The 2,006-nt window shown below is 65.6% G+C and carries 4 protein-coding genes; all 4 read left to right on the top strand.

From position 1 onward, the window contains the following. The coding region (locus tag RIF85_RS15810) for a hypothetical protein (protein WP_309072852.1) at nucleotides 1-378 on the top strand (378 nt) is incomplete at its 5' end. A gap of 154 nt (nucleotides 379-532) precedes the next feature. Then, nucleotides 533-664 carry a hypothetical protein gene (locus RIF85_RS15805; RefSeq protein ID WP_309072851.1) on the top strand — a complete coding sequence of 44 codons (132 nt, stop codon included), beginning with the start codon at nucleotides 533-535 and terminating at the stop codon, nucleotides 662-664. Nucleotides 665-759: 95 nt separating this feature from the next. After that, complete coding sequence (locus RIF85_RS15800) at nucleotides 760-1,710, top strand: 4-(cytidine 5'-diphospho)-2-C-methyl-D-erythritol kinase (protein WP_309072850.1); 951 nt, start codon at nucleotides 760-762, stop codon at nucleotides 1,708-1,710. A gap of 49 nt (nucleotides 1,711-1,759) precedes the next feature. Further along, nucleotides 1,760-2,006, top strand: a 247-nt coding sequence (locus RIF85_RS15795; protein WP_309072849.1) for an ATP-binding cassette domain-containing protein, incomplete at its 3' end; no start/stop codon positions are given.

Here is a 2,006-nt window from a genome sequence, read left to right as displayed (position 1 = left end):
CACGGTGAGCCGAACCCGTTCCCCAACAGCCCGCAGCAGGGCCCCGGCACAGGCGGCGGGAGCGTTGCCCACCCGCAGCCGGGTTGGCCCGGACCGGCCATCAACATCGTGCCCGGAACGCTCACTATCAGCGGCTCCGGCTACGCCCCGGGGGAGCGGATCGAGGTCATCCTGGGCGCGCCCCATACGGATCAGCAGCTACTCGACCAGTCAACGGTGTATGCGGGTCCTGACGGCTCGTACACGTTCGACATCTACATTGGCCCAGAGTTGGCCGGCGCAGAGTACGGGCTGATGACCGTCGCTCCGGACCGCGGGCAGTGGGCCGCTGAGCAAAGCAAGCGTTTCCTCTCGCTGCGAGTGTCACCCAACCCCTGACCGCGAGCAGCCCGAATTCAGCGGTAGGCGCGTCAGTGAAGCGAGTCGATTTTGGGAACCGGTACCCGAACGCTTACGTTGTAAAAGGATGAGGCGTCCGTAGAAACGAAAGCTTGGTGCAATCGATTTGGAACTCGTCGACCTTTTAATTGGCATGGCCATTCTCACGCTGCCCGTCGTACTTCTTGCGGCGGCCGCCAAGGTGGTCCTTGACCGCAAGGCCAGCGCGCAGCGTCTGCAGCCCATCCCTGTTGAAGTAACGGTCGACAACCGTCGAGTCCAGTAAGCACCACACCGCAGCGCAACCACCCGTACTCAAGTTTCTCCTCAGCCCTGACGTGATCTAAGTTGGACACCATGGTGGCTGGGAGAACGGCAGGGATGCGTACAACAGGCCCCCGCGCCGTTCGGGTGAAGGCGCCGGGCAAGATCAACGTCTCCTTCCGGGTGGGAACACCCCGTGAGGACGGTTACCACAGCGTGGCCAGCGTTTACCTTGCCGTCTCCCTCTATGAGGAAGTTACGGCGACAGCAACGGACGACGGCGCCATCACCGTCACGGTCGACGGCCAGGGAAGCCTGAACCTCCCCATGGAGGAAATCCCGCTCGACGCCAGCAACCTCGCCGCCCGCGCGGCGGCACTGCTGGCCGACCTGAGCGAGAACTCCACCGGCGTGCATCTCAACATCACCAAACGCGTACCGATCGCCGGCGGCATGGGCGGCGGGTCCGCCGACGCCGCAGCGGCCCTCCTGGCGTGCGACGCGCTCTGGAACAGCGGCTTCTCCCGCGACGAGCTCGCGAAGATCGCCGTCGACCTTGGCGCCGACGTACCGTTCGCACTCATCGGCGGCACCGCCGTCGGGGTGGGGGTGGGGGAGCAGCTCACGCCGGCAATCTCGAAGACACCGCTGCACTGGGTCCTGGTGCCCTCTGCTTTCGGGTTATCCACGCCTGCCGTATACCGGACGCTGGACGACCTGCGCCTTGCCAATGGCGAGGAAACCCCGGAGATCCCCGAGATTGACCCGCATATTCTCAGCGCCATGCGCTCGGGGGATGCGCGCGCGCTCGCTGAACTGCTCCACAACGACCTGCAGGCCGCGGCCCTGGAATTGGCGCCTGAACTGAAAGACGTGCTCGGCGCGGGCAAGGACGCCGGCGCGCTCGCAGGCATCGTCTCGGGCTCGGGTCCCACGGTGGCGTTCCTCGCTGAGTCCGAGGAGCACGCAGCAACGATCGATGCGCTGCTGTCCACGGCCGGGCTGGCCACCGAACTGGTGCACGGTCCCGCCCATGGTGCAAGGATTGTCAGCGACTACTTCGCGTAACAGCCCCTTCCTCGAAACAAACACCCCATCAACGAAAGCAGTATTCACGTTGGCCCACCTGCTCGGTGCTGAGAACATCAGCGTCACCTTCGCCACCCGGACTGTCCTGGACGGCGTCACCCTCGGACTGGAGGAGGGCGACCGGATCGGCATGGTCGGCCGGAACGGTGACGGCAAGTCGACCCTGATGCGCCTGCTCGCCCAGCGCACCACGCCCGACGACGGCCGCGTCACCAAGCGCCGCGACGTCACCGTGGGCTACCTCAACCAGAACGACGTGCTCGACGGCGATCTCG

The organism is Arthrobacter sp. (assembly GCF_031179385.1).
Taxonomy (GTDB): Bacteria; Actinomycetota; Actinomycetes; order Actinomycetales; family Micrococcaceae; genus Arthrobacter_D.
The sequence above is the reverse complement of the archived record's forward strand: the minus strand, read 5'-3'. Positions and strand labels throughout refer to the sequence as shown.